Source organism: Blastococcus sp. SYSU D00695, from assembly GCF_054050555.1.
The window spans coordinates 105,831-123,356 of sequence record NZ_JBJGZP010000012.1 but is presented as its reverse complement, the minus strand read 5'-3'; the positions used below and the strand labels follow the sequence as shown (position 1 = coordinate 123,356).

17 protein-coding genes and 1 tRNA gene are annotated in these 17,526 nt (G+C 75.6%); 7 read left to right on the top strand and 11 right to left on the bottom strand.

Translation table 11 applies throughout. The annotated features are described in order from the left end of the window. Positions 1–149 precede the first annotated feature (149 nt). Positions 150–275, top strand: coding sequence for a hypothetical protein (locus ACI781_RS10460; RefSeq protein WP_456566029.1), 126 nt, complete (start codon positions 150–152; stop codon positions 273–275). Continuing rightward, positions 272–1,702: an APC family permease gene (locus ACI781_RS10455; RefSeq protein ID WP_456566028.1), complete on the top strand. Its 1,431-nt coding sequence runs from the start codon at positions 272–274 to the stop codon at positions 1,700–1,702. The genes ACI781_RS10460 and ACI781_RS10455 overlap by 4 nt, the downstream gene beginning before the upstream one ends. A gap of 2 nt (positions 1,703–1,704) precedes the next feature. Here ACI781_RS10455 and ACI781_RS10450 read toward each other — a convergent pair whose 3' ends face one another. Both ACI781_RS10450 and ACI781_RS10445 read right to left on the bottom strand, forming a co-directional pair. Further along, the gene (locus ACI781_RS10450) at positions 1,705–2,589 is read right to left on the bottom strand and encodes a DMT family transporter (protein WP_456566027.1); all 885 of its coding nucleotides are present in this window, start codon (positions 2,587–2,589) and stop codon (positions 1,705–1,707) included. Between the two features lie 5 nt (positions 2,590–2,594). Then, on the bottom strand, positions 2,595–3,812 hold the full coding sequence (locus ACI781_RS10445; protein ID WP_456566026.1) for a cation:proton antiporter: 1,218 nt from the start codon (positions 3,810–3,812) through the stop codon (positions 2,595–2,597). Positions 3,813–4,083: 271 nt separating this feature from the next. Here ACI781_RS10445 and ACI781_RS10440 point away from each other — a divergent pair, with 271 nt between their 5' ends. Next, entirely contained in the window at positions 4,084–5,340 is a 1,257-nt protein-coding gene (locus ACI781_RS10440; RefSeq protein WP_456566025.1) for an alpha/beta fold hydrolase, read from the top strand. Positions 5,341–5,394: 54 nt separating this feature from the next. Beyond that, complete coding sequence (locus tag ACI781_RS10435; RefSeq protein WP_456566024.1) at positions 5,395–6,012, top strand: hypothetical protein; 618 nt, start codon at positions 5,395–5,397, stop codon at positions 6,010–6,012. A 30-nt stretch (positions 6,013–6,042) separates the two neighbouring features. On the opposite strand, the gene ACI781_RS10430 is transcribed toward ACI781_RS10435, so the two are convergent. Then, on the bottom strand, positions 6,043–7,497 hold the full coding sequence (locus ACI781_RS10430; protein WP_456566023.1) for an FAD-binding oxidoreductase: 1,455 nt from the start codon (positions 7,495–7,497) through the stop codon (positions 6,043–6,045). A 140-nt stretch (positions 7,498–7,637) separates the two neighbouring features. Here ACI781_RS10430 and ACI781_RS10425 point away from each other — a divergent pair, with 140 nt between their 5' ends. Further along, a complete protein-coding gene (locus ACI781_RS10425) occupies positions 7,638–8,507 on the top strand; it encodes a polysaccharide deacetylase family protein (protein WP_456566022.1) in 870 nt (289 codons plus the stop codon). 1 nt (position 8,508) lies between these two features. Here the strand turns inward: ACI781_RS10425 and ACI781_RS10420 are convergent, their stop codons facing one another. Beyond that, entirely contained in the window at positions 8,509–9,564 is a 1,056-nt protein-coding gene (locus ACI781_RS10420; RefSeq protein ID WP_456566021.1) for a heparan-alpha-glucosaminide N-acetyltransferase domain-containing protein, read from the bottom strand. Positions 9,565–9,695: 131 nt separating this feature from the next. Between ACI781_RS10420 and ACI781_RS10415 the strand changes: the two genes are divergently transcribed. Together ACI781_RS10415 and ACI781_RS10410 are read left to right on the top strand one after the other, a co-directional pair. After that, entirely contained in the window at positions 9,696–11,327 is a 1,632-nt protein-coding gene (locus ACI781_RS10415; protein ID WP_456566020.1) for an FAD-dependent monooxygenase, read from the top strand. 477 nt (positions 11,328–11,804) lie between these two features. Next, positions 11,805–12,212 carry a hypothetical protein gene (locus ACI781_RS10410; protein WP_456566019.1) on the top strand — a complete coding sequence of 136 codons (408 nt, stop codon included), beginning with the start codon at positions 11,805–11,807 and terminating at the stop codon, positions 12,210–12,212. Between the two features lie 207 nt (positions 12,213–12,419). Here ACI781_RS10410 and ACI781_RS10405 read toward each other — a convergent pair whose 3' ends face one another. The 7 genes from ACI781_RS10405 to ACI781_RS10375 form a co-directional block, all read right to left on the bottom strand. After that, complete coding sequence (locus ACI781_RS10405) at positions 12,420–14,963, bottom strand: ABC transporter permease (protein WP_456566018.1); 2,544 nt, start codon at positions 14,961–14,963, stop codon at positions 12,420–12,422. 1 nt (position 14,964) lies between these two features. Beyond that, positions 14,965–15,774, bottom strand: a complete 810-nt coding sequence (locus ACI781_RS10400; RefSeq protein WP_456566017.1) for an ABC transporter ATP-binding protein — start codon at positions 15,772–15,774, stop codon at positions 14,965–14,967. A gap of 49 nt (positions 15,775–15,823) precedes the next feature. Continuing rightward, on the bottom strand, positions 15,824–16,156 hold the full coding sequence (locus ACI781_RS10395) for a hypothetical protein (RefSeq protein ID WP_456566016.1): 333 nt from the start codon (positions 16,154–16,156) through the stop codon (positions 15,824–15,826). A gap of 146 nt (positions 16,157–16,302) precedes the next feature. Further along, positions 16,303–16,578, bottom strand: a complete 276-nt coding sequence (locus tag ACI781_RS10390; protein WP_456566015.1) for a type II toxin-antitoxin system RelE family toxin — start codon at positions 16,576–16,578, stop codon at positions 16,303–16,305. Then, a complete protein-coding gene (locus ACI781_RS10385) occupies positions 16,575–16,850 on the bottom strand; it encodes a type II toxin-antitoxin system Phd/YefM family antitoxin (protein ID WP_456566014.1) in 276 nt (91 codons plus the stop codon). The genes ACI781_RS10390 and ACI781_RS10385 overlap by 4 nt, the downstream gene beginning before the upstream one ends. Before the next feature lie 32 nt (positions 16,851–16,882). Then, positions 16,883–17,248, bottom strand: coding sequence for a hypothetical protein (locus tag ACI781_RS10380; protein ID WP_456566013.1), 366 nt, complete (start codon positions 17,246–17,248; stop codon positions 16,883–16,885). A gap of 112 nt (positions 17,249–17,360) precedes the next feature. Then, positions 17,361–17,445, bottom strand: a tRNA-Leu gene (locus tag ACI781_RS10375). Positions 17,446–17,526 lie beyond the last annotated feature (81 nt).

The window sequence follows — 17,526 nt, the reverse complement described above, 5'->3', positions numbered from 1 at the left end:
GCCCCGGGCCGCCCCCACGCGGACCGCCCCCGCCCGCCCGCCCCCCCCCCCCCCCCCCCCCCCCCCCCCCCCCCCCCCCCCGCGCCCCCCCCCCCCGCCCCCCCCCCCCCCCCCCCCCCGACGCCGCCGCCCGGCGGGCCGAGGTCCAGGTGCGGCCACGCGGCAGCGGCGTCGTCCTCACCCTGGGCGACGGCACCGTGCTGGTGCAGGGCAACGGCGACGGCGACGCCCGCGAGCGGCTGGTCGCGGCGCTGCGGGCCGGCGGCGCCCGGTGAACGCGCCGGCGCGGACCGTGCGGCTGGGCGTGCTGGCGCTGGCCATGATCAACGTCGCGTCGATCGTCAGCGCCCGCAACCTGCCGGTGATGGCCGAGTACGGCTGGGCGATGTTCGCGCTGTTCGCGCTGTCGATCGCGGTGTTCCTGGTGCCGATCTCGATGGCCGCCGCCGAGCTGGGCACCGCCTTCCCACTCGACGGCGGGGTCTACGCGTGGGTCAGGGAGGCCTTCGGCGGGCGCACCGGGTTCCTCGCGGTGTGGTGCGACTACGCCGAGAACGTCGCCTGGTTCCCCACCGTGCTGTCGTTCATCGCCGCCTCGCTGGCCTACGCGATCGACCCGTCGCTGGCCACCGACCGGACGTACCTGGTCGTCGTGATGCTCGTCGTGTTCTGGGGGACGACGGCGGCCGCGCTCGGCGGGGTGCGGGCGTCGTCGGTGATCGGGGCGGTCGGCACGGTCGCCGGCTCCATCGTGCCGGCGCTGCTGGTGGTCGGGCTCGGCGCGGCGTACCTGCTGCGCGGCGACGCCTCGCAGATCCCCTTCTCCGCGGGCGCGCTGGTGCCGGACGTGCACCTGGCCGACCTGGCGTTCCTGGGCGGGATCGTCCTGCTGTTCACCGGCATGGAGATGGCCGGCTTCCACGCCCGGGAGACGCGCGACCCCGGCCGCACCGTGCCGCGGGCGATCGCGGCGGCCGTGGCGATCACCGTCACGTTCTCCGTGCTCGGCTCGCTGTTCATGTCGTTCGTGCTGCCGCAGCACGAGATCAGCCTGGTCTCCGGGACGATGGAGCTGTTCAGCCGCGTCCTGGACACGCTGGGCGCCGGCTGGCTGCTCGCACCCCTGGCGCTGGTGGTCGCGCTCGGCGGGGTGGCGCACCTGACGCCCTGGGTCCTCGGCCCGGCCTCGGGGGTGGCGGTCGTCGCGCGGGAGGGGCTGGCCCCGACGAGGCTGGGCCGGACCAACCGCAACGGCGTCCCGGTCGCCCTGCTGGTGGCACAGGGCGTCGCGGGCTCGGTGTTCGCGCTGCTGTTCGTCGCGGTGCCCAGCGTGAGCACCTCGTACTGGATGCTGTCGGCGGTCACCGCCCAGGTGATCGTGGCGATGTACGCGCTGGTGTTCGCCGCGGTGATCCGGCTGCGGTACACGCGGCCGGAGGTGCCCCGGCCCTACCGCATCCCCGGTGGCCTGCCCGGGGTGTGGCTGGTCGGCGGGGTGGGGCTGCTCGGCTGCCTGTTCTCCTTCCTGCTCGGGTTCGTCCCGCCCGGCCAGCTGGCGACCGGGGACACCGCGGTCTACGTGCTGCTGCTGGCGCTGGCGACGGTCGTGCTGTCGCTGCCCCCGTTCGTGCTCGCCCTCCTGGCCCGCCGCCGCGGCGCACCGGAGGCCCCCGCGGGGGCCGCGGCGGAGGCCACGGCGTGACCTCACGCCGCGGGCAGCGGGTCGGGAGCCGGCCGGACCGACGACCGGGCCAGGGCGACGGTGGCCGCCGTCATGGCCGCGACCAGCACGGCGATGAGCGCCCACTCCGCGCCGTCCGCCCGGAGCCGCTCCTGGAGGACGGCGACGCCGAGGACCGCCGAGACCACCGGCTCGCCCACGGTCGCCGCCGGCAGCGACGCCGTCAGGGGCCCGGCCTGGTAGGCCGACTGCTGCAGGAACGTGCCCCCCAGGAGCGTGGCGACCAGCAGGTAGGTGCTCCAGTGCGTGAGGACCGCCCCCGGCCCGTCGTCGAGAAGCCCCACGACGCCCTTGGTGAGCGCCGCGGACAGGCCGGCCACCAGCCCGGCGGCCAGCGCGACCAGCAGCGCCCGGGAGGCGCCACGGCGCACCGCCGCCGCGGCCAGGCACCCTGCGCACAGGGCGCCGAGGACCGCCAGGGCCGGCACCCACCGCCCCCAGGCGGCCGTGTCCACCCCGGCGGTCGGGTCGCCGACGACGACGAAGGCCGCCAGGGCCAGCGCGAGGACGAGCGACCATGCCCAGTCGGCGCGGCCCAGCCGCCGCCGCGCCCACCGCGCGCTCAGCGGCAGCGCGAACAGCACGGTCGTGACCAGCAGCGGCTGGACGAGCAGCAGGGAGCCCAGCCCGAGCGCCGTGGCCTGCGCGACGTACCCGCCCGAGTCGGCCAGCGTGCCGGTCCACCACCGCCGCGAGCGCACCAGCGACCACAGCAGGCCCAGGCCGCGGGCGTGCGCCTCGGGCACCGCCGCCGCCGACCGCTGCTGCACCGCCGACGCCACCGCGAACAGCGCGGCCGACAGCAGCGCGAGCGCACCGGCGGACCACGCGACGACCTCCCGGTCCACGGGGCTCAGCCGCCCGGGCCGGCGCCCAGCCCGCCGACCGGGTCCCCCGGCCGCGCGGGGGGTCCCGGCCGGCGTGGCCGGTGCAGCGCGACGGCGGCGGCGGGCAGCACGAGCACGGTTCCCACGCCCGCGCCCACGAGTGCGGCGGCGTCGGCGGTGGTCATCGTGCCGCTCCGGACGGCGACCTCGGTGAGCGCGACGAGCACCGGCATCGCCGTGGCGCTGACCAGCGCGGTCTGGACGCGTTCCCGCCGGTCCAGCGCGCCGCGGTAGACCAGGAGCACCGGGCCGCCGCGCACGGCGACCATGAGGACGAGGAACAGCACCAGCAGCAGCGGTGCCGCACCGATCGCGTCCAGGTCCAGGCCCATCCCCGAGTAGACGAAGAACAGCGGCACGAAGAACCCGTAGCCGACGGCGTCGAGCTTGGCCTCCAGCAGCGGCGCCGCGGTTCCCACCCAGTGCCGCAGCACGACGCCGGCGAGGAAGGCACCGAGCACCGCGTCCAGGTGGAACCGGTCGGTGACCGCGAGCAGGGTGAGCAGCAGCAGGATCGTGGCCCGCAGGGTGATCTGCGCGGTCTCGTTCTGGCCGGCGCGCACCACCCCGGCCAGCCGGCCGTCCTCCAGGAACCAGTGCCGCAGCAGCGCGAGCACGACCGCGAGCAACCCCACGGCGGCGAGCGAGACCAGCGCGGCGAACCGGCCCTGGCTGCCGAGGAACACGGCGATCACCAGCACGGGGAACAGCTCCCCGACCCCGCCCGCGGCCAGCAGGTACCGGCCGAGGCGGCCGCGGAGCAGCCCCGACTCCCGCAGCACCGGCAGCAGCGTGCCCAGCGCGGTGGTGGTCAGGCCCAGCGCCACCGGCAGGACCGACTCCACCGCGCCGGCGGCCTGCAACGCCCCGGCGACGCCGACGGCCACGGTGAGGGAGACGGCCCACGACAGCAGCGCCCGGCGGCCGGCGTCCTCCCGGAACAGCCGCAGGTCGAACTCGTAGCCGGCCAGCAGGAAGACGAAACCGAGGCCGACGTCGGCGAGCACCCGGATGTCCGCGGCCGACCCGATGCCGAGCACGTCCGGGCCGATGAGGACCCCGCCGGCGATCAGCAGGACGACCTGCGGCACCGGCATGCGGGGGAGGAGGCCGGTCACCACCGCCGCGACCAGCGCGACGGCGGCCGCGGCCGCCAGGGTGTCGATCGAGACGACGTCGTCCACCGCAGCCTCCTCGCGGCGCCGGGGGGCGTCCGGCCCCGCGGATCGTGGGGGCGGCTCATCCAACCGCAGTCCAACCCGCTGCGGGACCCGTCGCCTGCCCGGTGCCCCGCGATCCACGCGTCGCCGTCGGCGGTGACGGAGTGCTCGACCGCGGCGGGGCGGGCCGTCGCCCCGGCGCGCCCGCGGCCGGTCCGGGGCGCTTGGAGCGCCGTTGGAGCACCCGGGAGCAGCGTCGCCCGGGACCCGACCCCGGCGGACCGCGGAGACCTCGATGGGCACGGCACGCGACGAGCGCGGCGCGACGGGCGAGGACCGGCCGGCGCAGCCCCGCCGCCGCCGGTCGTGGCTGCGCCGGGGGGCGCGGGCCGCGGCGGCCGCGGTGCTCGCCCTCGCCGCGGTCCTCGTCGTCCTGGAGGGACCGCGGGTGGCCGGGGACGCGGCCGAGCGCGCCGACCTGGCCGCCTTCTACGAGCAGCCGGCCGGCGCGGCGGACGGCGACCCGGGCACGGTCGTGCGCAGCGAGGCGCTGGCCGGGACGCCGGCCGGGTCGCGGGCGTGGCGGGTCATGTACCGGTCGACCGACCTCGACGGCCGGCCGGTCGTCGTCACCGGCGTCGTGGTGCGGCCGGTGGGGGACGCGCCGCCGGGTGGGCGGACGGTCCTCGCGTGGGGCCACCCCACGACCGGCACCGCGGCGTCCTGCGCCCCCTCGCGCGGGTTCGACCCCTTCATCGGCATCGAGGGGCTGCGGATGGCGCTCGACCGCGGCTACACGGTCGTCGCCACGGACTACGCAGGGATGGGCACGGCCGGGCCGGACTCCTACCTCGTGGGCCGGACGGCGGCGCGCACCGTGCTCGACGCCGTCCGCGCCGCCCGTCACCTCGACGGCGCCCAGGCCGGCGACCGGGTCGTGCTGTGGGGGCACTCGCAGGGCGGGCAGGCGGTCCTGCTCGCGGCCGAGGACCAGCCCGGCTACGCCCCGGAGCTGCAGGTGCTCGCCGTGGCGGCGGCCGCGCCGGCGGCGGACCTGACCGCGCTGCTGCGCTCGCACCTGGACGACGTCTCCGGGGTGACGATCGGCTCGTACGCCTTCCCCGCGTTCGCCGGGGTGTACGGGCCGGACGTGCCCGGCGCCCGGCTCGACGACGTCCTCACCACCGAGGCCGTGCGCGCGTTGCCGGAGATGAACCGGTTGTGCCTGCTGAGCTCCCTCCGCGAGCTGCACCGGATCGGCGCGCCGCTGGTCGGGCACTTCTTCGCGGCCGACCCGACGACGACCCAGCCGTGGGCCTCGCTGCTGCGGGAGAACTCGGCCGGGTCCCGCCCGATCGCGGCACCGGTGTTCGTCGCCCAGGGCGCCCGGGACGAGCTCGTGCTGCCCGCCGACACCGACGCGTTCGTGCAGACCGCCCGGCGCACCGGGGACCGCGTCGACCTGCACGTCGTCGGGCACGCCACCCACGCGACGATCGCCTACCTCGCGCTGCCGGCGCTGGACCGGTGGCTCGACGAGCAGCGGGTCTGACCGCCGGCCGCCGGTTGGACGGCGGTTGGACCGGCCGGCGGCACGGTCGCGGCCATGAACCCCATCTCTCTGGTCCTCGGGTTCCTGCCGTGGATCGCCTTCTCCTTCGTGGCGCAGCGGATCGCAGCCGACGCCGTCGCCTGGAGCGCGGTGCTCGCCGTCGCGATGACCGTCGTCGCGCTGGCGGTCGCGCGGCGCCGCCACGGCCCGGTGACGCTGGACCTGGTGTCGCTGGTGCTGTTCGCCGCGATCGCCGTCGCCGGCTTCGCCGGTGGGCGGGACGTCGACGACTGGTTGTACACCTGGGGGCGGCCGCTGGTCGGCGTCGTGCTGGGCCTCTACGTGCTGGCGACGGCGTCGGTCCGCCCGTTCACCGAGGAGTACGCCCGGGAGTCCACGCCGCGGGAGTACTGGGGGACACCGACCTTCCGGTCGGTCAACCGGGTCATCAGTGCCGCGTGGGGCGCCGGGCTGCTGGTCATCGGCGTCGCGGGCGTGCTCGTCACCGCGCTGGAGGTGGACGCCACCGACACCGGCTCGGCCCACCTGCTCGAGCTGGTGCTCGACTGGGCCGTGCCGATCGCGGTCATCTGGGTCCTCGTCGGGTTCTCGACGTCGTATCCCGACCGGGTCACCGGCCGGGGGCAGCCGGCTCCCGCCGGCCGCGCTTGACCGGCCGGCCTCGTGCCCTCGGTCACGGCGTCAGACGCGCGCCCGGGAGAGCGCCGGTGCCTGCTCGGCCGCCGTCCGACCACCGGCCGGCGGGACGTTGAGGTTGACGCGGAAGGTGTTGGCCGGGTCCCAGGCCGCCTTGACCGCGGCCAGCCGGTCGAACGTCGCGGGGTCGAAGGCGGCGTGGGCGTCGGCCGGCCGGCCGTCGGGCCGCGCGGTGAAGTTGTAGAGGGAGCGGCCGCCGCTCCACGGCTCCAGGCGCCGGTACAACCCGGTCTGCGCGGTTCCCGCCTCCGCCATCGCCGGGCCGGGGAGGGCGGAGGTGAAGACGGCGTAGCCGGCGTCGCGGTGGCCGACGGCGCCGGCCGGGACGGCGGGTCGCGCCAGCGCACCGCCGAGGTGCCGCACCTCGAGCAGGAACGGGGTCGCGGCGCCGACCGCGTCGAGCAGGACGTCGACCGCGCCGCCGTCCCACCCGGGCAGCACCGCGCCGCCGCAGGACACCGGCTGGGGCCGGACCGGGTCGGCGTGGATGCTCCCGATCTGCTCCAGCGGCAGCGGGCGCACGGTGTCGAGGAGCGGGTCGGCGACCGCGCGCAGCGGCGCGATCAGCGCCTCGGCCTCGGCCGGCGTCCCGACGTGCGCCACCCGCAGGTGCGCGGTGTGCCGCCCGCGCAACGGCGGCGGCACGTCGTCGAGGTCGGGGAGGGTCACGAACGCCACCGACAGGCACAGCGCGTCGGGCGCGGAGGCCGTGCAGGTGCCGAAGGCGGCGAGCACGTCCGGCGTCGCCTCCCCGGGGAGGTACAGACCGCCCCCGTAGAGGTCCCGCCCGCCGCGCAGCGGGACGAGGTCGATCTCGACCTCGGTGACGACGCCGAGGTTCCCGCCGCCGCCGCGCAGCGCCCAGAACAGGTCCGGCTCGGTGTCCGCGGTGACCTCGCGGACCTCGCCGTCGGCGGGGACCAGCCGCAGCCGCCGGACGGTGTCGGCGGCCCAGCCGTACCGGCGGCCCAGCGGGCCGAGTCCCCCGCCGAGGGTGTAGGCGACGGCGCCGACGTCCGGGGCGGAGCCGCACAGCGGGGCCAGGCCGAGCGGCGCGGCCGCTGCCAGGACCGGGCGCCAGGTGGCACCGGCCGCGATCGTCGCGGTCCGCCGGACCGGGTCGACGACGACCCGCGACAGCGCGCGGGTGTCGACGAGGACCCCGCCGGTCCCGCCCGGGACCGGGCCGTGCCCGGTGGCCCGGACGGCGACCGGCAGGCCGCGGGCGATCGCGGCGCGCACCGCGGCCGCGACGTCGGCCTCGGCGGCCACGGACACCGCGACGTCCGGGGTGGGCACCGCGGTGAGGTCGAACCCGGCCCGCGCCGCCTCGTAGCCGGCCGTCCCCGGGAGGTGGACCCGGCCGGGCGGCAGTCCGGTGAGCCGGTCGGCCCAGGTCGTCGGGTCGGGGGTCATGTCGGGGGTCATGTCGGGGGTCATGGCCGTCCTCCCGGTCCGGGGCCGCGGCCCCGGCCCGGTGCCGCGACGGTCCGCGCGCTGCCTCCAACCGCGCTCCAACGGTCGCCGGTGTCCGCTCCGGGGACCTCCGGAGCCGCCCGGTCCTGGTCCAGGACCTCCCGATGACGTCGCGGCGGCAACTCCTGGTGGGCGCCGGCCTGGGGGCGGCCGGGCTGGCGGTGGGCGGCGCGGGCGGCGTCCTGCTCACCGACGGGGAGGACGCGGCCCGGCGGCGGGCCACCGCACGGGCGGAGGAACGGTTCCTGGAGGCCGGAGGGGCGGCCGACGAGGGGGAGGGGGTGGCCCGGCTCGGCACCCGCCGGGTGGTCTGGAACACCACCGTCACCGAGCCGATCGCCGCCATCACCTTCGACGACGGGCCGACGCCGGAGTACACGCCGCGCATCCTCGACGCGCTGGCGGAGGCGGGGCTCACCGCGACCTTCAACATCATGGGCTACAACGCCGTCCGGCACCCCGACCTGCTGCGGGAGGTCGTCGCGGCCGGCCACGAGATCGGCAACCACACCTGGGACCACCGCGACCTCACCACGCTCACCCAGCGGGAGACCCGCGACGAGCTCAGGCGCTGCAAGGACGAGGTCGAGGCCCTGATCGAGCAGCCGTTCACCAGTTTCCGGCCGCCGCGCGGTGAGCTCACCGGGTACGCGCTCCGGGTGGCCGCCGAGCTGGGTTACGACACCTTCATCTGGTCGGTCACCCGCGGTCCCGGGGACAGGAAGGAGGTGTCGGAGATCGGCGACTACATGGGGCAGACGGTGGAGGCCGGCGACGTCCTCGGCCTGCACGACGGCATCGGGCGCGGCACGTTCGACCCGGACGCCGCCTTCGCGAAGGCGCTGGCGGCCCGCCGCGAGCTCGAGGTGCAGGCCCTGCCCTCGGCGCTGCAGCAGATCGCCGACCGCGGCATCGCCCTGATCAGCGCCAACCGGCTGCTGGGGCGCAGCGTCCCCGAGCCGGTCGGCGGCTGACTCACACCCGGACGACGATCCCGCGCCGGGCCAGCTCCGCGCACACCGCCCAGATCACGACGACCGACAGCAGCGCGTACGCCCACGCCGCGGTGACCGGCCCGGCCACCGCGCTGAGCCAGCGGTCGACCGCCGGCTGGACCGCGTGCGACAGCACGGCACGGAACACGACCTCGGAGGACACGAACGCCACGACCGCGTTCAGGCCGAGCACCTCGAACGGCCGGAACGGCCGCAGCACGCCGCGGACGTCGACCAGCCAGTGCGCCAGCGCGAGCGCCAGCAGCCCGATCCCGCCGGTCACCAGCACGAACGACGGTGACCACAGCCGCTTGTTCAGGGCCACGAGCGGCGTCAGCGCCAGCCCGGCGAGCAGCAACGCCGTCCCACCCGCGGTCAGCCGGCGCAGCGCGGGCCGGCCGGCGCCCGCCTGCAGCACCCGGCCGGCGAGGACGCCCAGGAAGACGGTGACCGCGCTGGCCAGGAAGCCGTGCGGCGCCTCCGCGGACAACGGCAGGCCGAGCGCCTCGTCCACGGCGTGCGCCCACGAGCGGTCCGGCTCCGCGCCCGCGACGACCGAGAGCACGCTGAGCCCGGCCAGCACGCCGGCCGCGACCGGGACCTGCGTGGGGCGGGGCAGCCGCAGCAGGAGCCAGCACAGCAGGTACGCGCCGGCGATGTGGCCGAGCACGCCGGCCCCCACGACGCCGGGCCCGTACTTCGCCGTCACGACCAGCCAACCGAGCACGGCGAGCTTGACGACCCGCGCCAGAGCCGCCCGAGGCCGGTCGGCCCGCCGGGAGAAGGGCATCGACACCCCGACGACGAGCAGGAACACCGGGAAGACGACGTCGGCGACCCGTAGCCCGTCCCAGGGCACGTGCTGCAGCTGGTCGGGGATCGCCGCGTTGCCCCGGTTGTCGACGAGCAGCATGCCGACGACGGCGAGGCCGCGCAGCACGTCCACGCCGCGCAGCCGCGGCCGGGCGCCGCTCGGCTGCGGGCACGGCGCCGGCAGGGCTGCGGTGTCGTGGCGTTCCCCGGGTCGGGGCGTCATGCGGCCCACGCTAGGCGCCGGTGACCTCCCTCGAGCCGCGGCCGCCGGGCGGCTTGGAGCCGCGTTGGAGCCACCGTGGCGACGGTGTCCGCACGGTCGCCGCACGGGCGGCCCGGGAGGAGGACGGCGCCATGCCCGGAGCGACGCGGCGACCGGAGGACGCGGGTGTGCTGGTGGCCGGCGCCGGGCCGGTGGGTCTCATGGCGGCCTGCCAGCTCGCCCGCCTCGGGGCGCCGGTACGGGTCGTGGACCCGCTCGAGCGGCCGACGACCGAGTCCCGCGCCGTGGGCGTGCACGCCCGCAGTCTCGAGGTGATGGCCTCGCTCGGGGTCCTGCCCCGGCTGGAGGCGCGCGGCCGGCGGATCGCTGCGCTCGAGATGGTGGACGGGACCACGGGCCGGACCCGTGCCCGGCTGGAGCTCGGCGGCGTGCCCAGCCGGCACCCGTACCTGCTCGACGTGGCCCAGCCCGACACCGAGGAGGTGCTGGCCGAGCGGGCGGCGGAGCTGGGCGTCGTCGTCGAGCGGGGTGTCCGGCTCACCGCCCTGACGCAGGACGCCGACGGCGTCGAGGTCACCCTCCGCACCGGCGACGCGGAGCGGACCGAGCGGGTCGGCTGGGTCGTGGGGACCGACGGCGGGCACAGCACCACCCGCTCACTGGTGGGTCTGCAGCTCGAGGGCGGGTTCGCCGGGCAGCACTTCGCCATGGCCGACGTCGACGTCGACACGACCTGCTCGCCGGACACCATCCACATGTTCGGTCACCCCGACGGCCTGGGGATCATGTTCCCGCTGACCGGCGAGCGGGCCCGGGTCATGTTCGCCGTCGGCACGCCCGGTCCCGGGGACCCGACCCTGGCGCAGGTCCAGGCGCTGGCCGACGCGCGCACGGGCGGCCGGGTCCGGGTGCGGCACCCGCGCTGGCTGACCTACTTCGAGGTGCACCACGCCCAGGTGCCGCGGTACCGCGTCGGCCGGGTGTTCCTCGCCGGGGACGCCGCCCACGTGCACAGCCCGGCCGGGGGGCAGGGGATGAACACCGGCCTGCAGGACGCGACGAACCTGGCCTGGAAGCTCGCGCTCGTCGCGCGCGGCCGGGCGGACGCCGCCCTGCTCGACACCTACGACGCCGAACGGCACCCGGTCGGTGCCGCAGTGGTGCGCGCCACCACCGTGCTCACCGACGTCGGGACCGCCACCGGACCCGCGGCGGCGCTGCGCGACGTCGCCATGTTCGTCGTCGGCCACGTCCACCGGCTCGGCGCGACCGCCGCCCGGACGGTCGCCGAGCTCACCATCGACCACCGCGACAGCCCGCTGTCGGTCCAGCACGGCCGCGCGACCCGCGGTGCCCGGGCGGGGGAGCGCGCGCCGGACCCGGCCGGGCTGGCCCGACGCGACGGGGCGCCGGTGTCGGTCGAGGAGCTGCTGGCGCGGCCCGGCGTGCTGGTCCTCGCCCGCGGCGCAGACCCTCAGCGGGTCCGGCTGCTGCGGGACCTCGTCGGGGACCTGGGAAGCGTCTGGACGGTGGCCGACGGGGCCGGCGCGGAGGCCGCGGACCTCCTCGACCCCGGCGGCGCCCTCGCCCGGGCGTACGGGTTCGCGGCGGAGGGCCTCGCGCTCGTCCGTCCCGACGGCTACCTCGGTCTCGTGTCCGACGCCGCCGACCCGGAGGTGCTGCGCCGCTACCTGGCCGGCGCGCTGCACGTGCTGCCGCAGCAGCGCCGAACCGGTCGCGTGCCGCGTCCGGCCCGCGCGTGAACCAGCCGGCCCCGTCCACGACGACGCCGGGCCGGCAACGACGCCGGCCCGGCAACGACGACAGGGGCGATGGACGAGGCAGCCGCTCCTCCCGCCCGCGGCCCCTGCCGGCCGGGGGACGACCCCGTCGACCATCGACGGGATCGAGACGGGTGACGGGGTCGCACAGCCGATGAACCAGGAGGGGCAGCGGATCCGGGAAAGAGATCCCCCGGCGCTCCTCCTCTCGGTGGCCCCGGTGCGCGACCACCTGTCCGCGGCAGACGCGAAGCCGGGCGCGAGCGCGTCGCGCGCTCCGCATCGCCCGACGCGCCGGCTGGCTGTCAGGGGCGTGGCCACGCGTCCAGCGGCGGAGGGCGGGCGTTCACGTGCGGGGGCGGAACCGTTCACGTCGTCCGCCTAGCGTGCGGACTGCTCCGGCGTCCGAGCGAGGTCCACCCCGCCGAGCAGCGTGCAGCGAGCAAGCGTGGAGGCCCTGTGCCCGGTCGTGTCGAGACGTCCCCGGCGCCGTCCGTCGGCAGGGAGCGCGTGGGGCGGGCGCTGGCCTGGTGCGCCGCACTCGCAGCCGGCGTCTCGGGACTGACCGCTCTGCTCGGTGCCTCGCAGGCCGCGGACGTGATCCGGGTGCTCGAGGTGTGGCGTGGCTACGGGCTCGTGTTCTTCGCCGCGGTCTTCTCCCTGCTCGCTCTGTGGCCGCGCAGCGTCCCGGCGCTCTGGGAGCTCGCCATCGTGAACAAGCTGGCGCTCGCGGCGACCGGGGCACTCCTCCTGGCCGAGGACGTGCCGGACGCGGAGATCGTGGCCATCGGGGACGGCGCCCTGTGCGTCGTGCTGCTGGCGGCCTACATCTGCTGCCGGGGGTGGACGGCGTCGACGTCGCGGTAGGCACGTCTCGGCACGTCGGTGCGGTACCGGCGTCGAGGAGGCCGTAGCCGTGTGCGGTGGGGGAGAGCTGGCTGGCGGACCGCGGTCGGGACCGCTCAGGCGCTGGACCGGGAGGTCACCGTCTTCGAAGACACCGCCGAGATCGACACGGCGCCGTCTGCGCCGGTGGCGCGGGAGCAGCCGCTCTGCCCCCGCGCCACCAGCCCGTCAGGTGCTCGCGATCGCGTCGAGGACCTTCAGCCGGGCCGCCCGCCGCGCCGGGCCGACGGCGGCCAGCACCCCGATGACCGCGGCGACGAGGAGGAAGGCCCCCATGCGCGGCGCCGGGACGGCCAGCTCGCTGATGCCCTGATCCGACAGCGCCCGGCTCAGCGCGACGCCGAACGCGGTGCCGAGGACGATGCCGAGCACCGCGCCGTACACGGAGATCACGACCGCTTCGAGGCGCACCATCCGGCGCAGCTGCCCTCGGCCGAGCCCGACGGCGCGCAGCAGCCCGATCTCCCGGGTCCGCTCGATGACAGACATGGCCAGGGTGTTGACGATGCCGAGGGCGGCGATGATCACCGACAGCACGAGCATCGCGTTGATGAGCAGCAGCAGTTGGTCGACCTGCCCCTTCTGCTCGTCGGAGAACTCGCCCCGGTCCTTGAGGTCGACGATCGGGTAGGCGGTGAGTGCCTCCTCCATCGCGGGCCGGACGTCGCTCGGAGCCACGCCGTCGGCCAGGTCGACGAAGAGGAACCGGTCGAGGGCCACGCCACCGGCGCCGCCGAGCGTGTCGAGCGAGACGACGGTGGAGCCCACGACCTGGTTGGTCTCGAAGACGCCGCCGACGACGAGCTCCTGCACCCGGCCGTCGACGGACAGCGCCTCCACGGTGTCGCCGACGGACCAACCGCGGTCCTCGGCGGTCTGCTCGTCGACGAGGAGGCCGTTGTCGGCGAGGCCGTCCGACGAACCGCTGGAGAAGGTGAGCTCGATGCTGCGGTCGAGGCCGGCGGGGTCCACGGCGTTCAGCAGCGCCGTCTCACCATCCAGCTGTACCTGGCCCCAGCGCAGCGGCGTGATCGCGTCGACGCCGTCGACGGCGGCCAGATCCTGCTCGACGGCTGGGCTGAACGGTTGTCCGCCGGAGCTGGAGACGACGAAGTCGGCGCGGACGGAGCCCGCGATGAGCGCGTCGATGCTCTTGTTCGTCGACGCCCCGATGACGCTGAAGGCGCTCACCAGTGCGAGACCGATCATGAGGGCCGAGGCCGTCGCGGCGGTGCGGCGGGGGTTGCGGACGGCGTTCTCCTGGGCCAGGCGGCCCGTCGTCCCGAAGAACCGGGGGAGCACCGCGCCGACGACCCGCAGGAACGGGCGGGCCAGCACCGGGCTCAGCGCCGTGGCGCCCAGGATCAGCGCCAGCGCGCCGACGCCGACGAGGGAGGCCGCGTTGCTGCCGTCGTCGGTCAGGGTCCCGGCGACCAGCGCCAGGACGCCGGCACCGGCCAGGACCACGCCGATCACGGTGCGCCGGCGCAGGCCGCGCTCCTCGGCGACGACGTCGTCGCGCATGGCGGCGACGGGCGGCGTCCTGGCCGCGCGCCGAGCCGGGAGATAGGCCGCGAGCACCGTGACGGCGACGCCGATGACGTAGGACCACACGACGGTGTCGGCGGCGAACACGAGGGCCCCGTCGAGGGTCAGCCCGAAGGAGCCGAACAGGGCGCGCAGCCCGGCGGCGATGCCGTAGCCGGCGGCGAGCCCGACGGTGGAGCCGAGGACGCCCAGGACCAGCGCCTCCCCGAGCACCGAGCGGGTCACCTGCGCCCGGCTGGCGCCCAGGGCCCGGAGCAGTGCGAGCTCCTTGGTGCGCTGCGCGACCAGCATCGAGAAGGTGTTGAGGATGATGAACGTGCCGACGAACAGGGCGACGCCGGCGAACACCAGCAGGAAGACGTTGAAGAAGGCGAGGCCCTCGGAGAAGTCCGTGGCGAGGCTGTCAGCCTGCTCGGTCGCCGTCTTGACGTCGTACTCCGCGCCGACCGCAGTGGCCACGCGCTCGGCGAGCTCGTCGTCGCTGACTCCGTCCGCGGCGGCGATGCTGATGCCGGTGAACTGGCCGGGCGCGGTGAGCAGCTCCTGAGCCGTGGTCGCGTCGAAGGCGGTCAGCGTCGCCCCGGCCAGGCCGCCCTCGTCGCCGAACCGGAAAGTACCGACGAGTTCGGCCTCGATCCGCGGGCCGGGGGTGAGCAGGGCGATGGTGTCGCCCACCCGGTAGCCGGTCTCCTCGGCGGCGTTGGTGTCGATCATGACCTCGCCGGGTGCGGTCGCCTCGCGGCCGTCGACCAGCGTGCTGGGGGAGACGGACTGCTCGGTCACCCAGCTGACGCCGAGTCCGGGCGCCCCGCCGGTGTCCAGGACGTCCCCGTCCCGATCCAGGATGTAGACGCCCTCGGCCTGCACGTAGCCCTCGACCGCGGCGACGCCGTCCACGGCGGCGATCTCGTCGACCAGGTCGGCCGGCACGTAGGAGGCCGTGCCGCCGGCGCCGGTTCCGGTGAGCCCCTGGTCGAAGGCGGCGGCGCGCTCGACGTTGACGTCGGCCGAGGTGCTGCGGAACAGGTCGTTGAAGGTCTTGCTCAGGGTGTCGGTGAAGACCAGCGTCCCGGCGACGAAGGCGACGCCCAGGACGATCGCGAGTCCGGACATGGCCAAGCGCAGCTTGTGCGCCATGAGGTTCCGGTAGGTGGTGCGCCACATGTCAGCGCGCCCCGGTTGACTCGTCTGCGGCGGGTGCCGTGCTGACGGCCTCACGGTCGAAGGCCTTCATCCGCTCCAGCACCCGGTCGGCGGTCGGCTCGAGCATCTCGTCGACGATCCGCCCGTCGGCGAGGAACAGGACGCGGTCGGCGTAGCCGGCGGCGGACGGGTCGTGGGTGACCATCACGATGGTCTGAGCCATCTCGCGGACCGAGCGTCGGAGGAAGCCGAGGATCTCGGCGCCGCTGCGGGAGTCCAGGTTGCCCGTGGGTTCGTCTGCGAACACGATCTCCGGCCGGCTGGCGAGTGCGCGGGCGCAGGCGACGCGCTGCTGTTGCCCCCCGGACAGCTCACTGGGGCGGTGCGCCAGCCGCGGGCGGAGACCGGTCGTGTCGACGACCAGGTCCAGCCACTCCCGGTCGGGCTTGCGGCCGGCGATGTCCATCGGCAGCGTGATGTTCTCCAGCGCGGTGAGCGTCGGGAGCAGGTTGAACGCCTGGAAGACGAAGCCGACCTTGTCGCGCCGCAGCGCGGTCAGCTGCTTGTCGTCGAGGCTGCTGAGCTCGGTGTCGCCGATGTAGGTCTGGCCCGAGGTGACCGAGTCGAGGCCGGCCATGCAGTGCATGAGCGTGGACTTGCCGGACCCCGACGGACCCATGATCGCGGTGAAGCGGCCGCGGGTGAGATCGACGTCGACGCCGTCGAGGGCGACGACGCGGGTGTCGCCCTCGCCGTAGACCTTCGTGACGCCACGGCCGCGAGCCGCCGGTGGGATGGAGGGGACCACATCGGTGCGGGGGAAGGAGGTCACGGTGTCTCCTTGGTTCGAGGCGGGGTGAGCGGAGGCCGCCCGGCGGACGCTAGGGACGGGGGACGACGGCCGGAAGGGACTTTCGAAACCGCTCGTGGCGCCGAAGTGCGGAACGGCTCGGGCGGCGGAGGACCGGGTCACACCTGGGCGACCGTCGCCACGGCCGCCCCTGGTCGTGCGGATCCGGACGCCGGACGGCGGGCATCGGCGGCCAGGGGAGGAACCCGCCCTGGTCGAGGCGGAGAGGCGGGAAGCGGTCGGCCATCACCGCGGTGCAGGTGGCCACGCGCAGCGCCCCGCGGTCCATGCCGAGGACGACGTCGTAGCTCGGCTCGGCGTAGCGGCCGGTGGCCAGCACCCTGACCGCCAGCGGGATCCGCACCGCCGGCAGGGGTGCCGGTGACAGACGATGCATGCCGACGTCTCAGACGAAGAGCCCCCACGGTCGGTGACCGCGGGGGCTCTCAGGTGTGTGCGAGGGGCGACACGACACTTCCGCACACGCCTCAGCGTCCGTGGACGCTCCGGTCAGCCGTAGGCGTCGGCCCGGTGCGAGATCCGCACCACCCGGACGAGGACCTCGTCATCGTGGATGGAGTAGACGACGCGGTACTGGCCCCGGCGTGCGGACCAGTAGCCCTCCAGCTCGAAGCGCAGCGGCTTGCCCACGCGATGGGGGTCGGAGGCGAGCGGGCCGTACAAGAAGTCGACGACCGCGACGGCGACGGGTTCGGGGAGGTCCCGCTCGATGGCTCGCTTGGCGGCCGCCGAGAGGACAACCGTGTAGGACCGGCGCTCGCTCACCCGCGACGAGCGGTCAGTGCCGCCCGTACCTGGGCCTCGTCATAGACCTCACCGTCGGCCATCTCCGCCTCCGCCTGGCGGATGTCCGCTCGGGCGCGCGGGTCGGACAAGACCTCCAGCGTCTCCATGAGCGACTCGTAGTCCTCGACGGCGAGGATGACGGCGACCGGGCTGCCGTTCCTGGTGATCGTGACACGCTCGTGGGTACCGGCCACCTCGTCGATCACCTGGCTGAACCGCGCCTTCACCGCCGCGAGCGCCTGCGTCGTCATGACCTCAATTCTGGTCACACAGCCAGTTGCGGTCAAGGAGTGATGACGGCGGGCGGCGGGCGATCCGCCGTGCGTGGAAGGCGTCCGGCGGCGGATCGATGACGCTGGTGATCCACCGAGGGGTCGCCACGCGCAGGCTGCACGTGACGGTGTTGCCCGTGCCCAGTGTGGTGCGCAGCAGTGCCGATCACGCGCCGACCGGGGTGCGCGGCCGCCCCGGAGATCGACAGCACGCGACCCAGCCGGTGGCCGGCGGCGTCGAGCCAGAGCAGGGACAACGCCTGATCGGCAGCATCGGGCTCGGACAGCACCTCGGCCCACCAGAACATCAGCTCGGCGGCGGACGTGATGGGTACGGGAGAACGGGGGACGCGAGACATACTCGACAGCGTGGACACCGGCTCCGATGCTGATCGACGTCGTCCACAGGTCACACGTCGCCATCGACTGCCACCGCCGCGGACGAACGACAGAGCCCCCACGGTCGGTGACCGCGGGGGCTCTCAGCTGTGTCCGAGGGGGGACTTGAACCCCCACGCCCGATAAAGGGCACTAGCACCTCAAGCTAGCGCGTCTGCCATTCCGCCACCCGGACGAGTGCCTGACCAGACTACAAGACGCCTCCCGGGGTTCGACGCACCCCCGGCCCTTCCGCCGGCCCGGTGTCGGCCCTAGC

What these genes read in the sequence shown, in the direction of transcription:
- ACI781_RS10440 (WP_456566025.1), top strand. Translation starts at nt 4,084, where the DNA reads ATGGGCACGGCACGCGACGAGCGCGGCGCGACGGGCGAGGACCGGCCG.
- ACI781_RS10435 (WP_456566024.1), top strand. Translation starts at nt 5,395, where the DNA reads ATGAACCCCATCTCTCTGGTCCTCGGGTTCCTGCCGTGGATCGCCTTC.
- ACI781_RS10430 (WP_456566023.1), bottom strand. Translation starts at nt 7,497, where the DNA reads ATGACCCCCGACATGACCCCCGACATGACCCCCGACCCGACGACCTGG.
- ACI781_RS10425 (WP_456566022.1), top strand. Translation starts at nt 7,638, where the DNA reads ATGACGTCGCGGCGGCAACTCCTGGTGGGCGCCGGCCTGGGGGCGGCC.
- ACI781_RS10420 (WP_456566021.1), bottom strand. Translation starts at nt 9,564, where the DNA reads ATGACGCCCCGACCCGGGGAACGCCACGACACCGCAGCCCTGCCGGCG.
- ACI781_RS10415 (WP_456566020.1), top strand. Translation starts at nt 9,696, where the DNA reads ATGCCCGGAGCGACGCGGCGACCGGAGGACGCGGGTGTGCTGGTGGCC.
- ACI781_RS10405 (WP_456566018.1), bottom strand. Translation starts at nt 14,963, where the DNA reads ATGTGGCGCACCACCTACCGGAACCTCATGGCGCACAAGCTGCGCTTG.
- ACI781_RS10385 (WP_456566014.1), bottom strand. Translation starts at nt 16,850, where the DNA reads ATGACGACGCAGGCGCTCGCGGCGGTGAAGGCGCGGTTCAGCCAGGTG.